1 protein-coding gene is annotated in these 450 nt (G+C 56.9%); it reads left to right on the top strand.

Annotated features, from left to right (window positions below):
* Window positions 1-31 precede the first annotated feature (31 nt).
* Window positions 32-450, top strand: a 419-nt coding sequence (locus SB756_RS28150) for a transporter substrate-binding domain-containing protein (protein ID WP_410912767.1), incomplete at its 3' end; no start/stop codon positions are given.

Here is a 450-nt window from a genome sequence, read left to right on the forward strand (position 1 = left end):
GCTTTTTGCCCTATACCGATGGAGTCCCAAGATGAAGAAACTTGTGCTGTTGGGCGCCATGGCGCTGTCCGTGCTGTCCATGCAGGCCTTCGCTGATGAAAAGCCCCTGAAGATTGGTATCGAAGCGGCTTACCCTCCGTTTGCCTCGAAGGCGCCGGATGGCAACATCGTGGGTTTTGACTACGACATCGGCAACGCCCTGTGCGAAGAGATGAAGGTCAAGTGCGTGTGGGTCGAGCAAGAGTTCGACGGCCTGATCCCGGCGTTGAAAGTGCGCAAGATCGACGCGATCCTGTCGTCCATGTCCATCACTGACGACCGCAAGAAGTCCGTCGACTTCACCCACCGCTACTACCTGAGCCCAGCGCAGCTGGTGATGAAGGAAGGCACCACGGTCAGCGACAGCCTGGATGAATTGAAAGGCAAGAAAATTGGCGTGCAACGCGGTTC

It is taken from the genome of Pseudomonas sp. SIMBA_068 (genome assembly GCF_046534705.1).
In the GTDB taxonomy this organism is placed as follows: domain Bacteria; phylum Pseudomonadota; class Gammaproteobacteria; order Pseudomonadales; family Pseudomonadaceae; genus Aquipseudomonas; species Aquipseudomonas putida.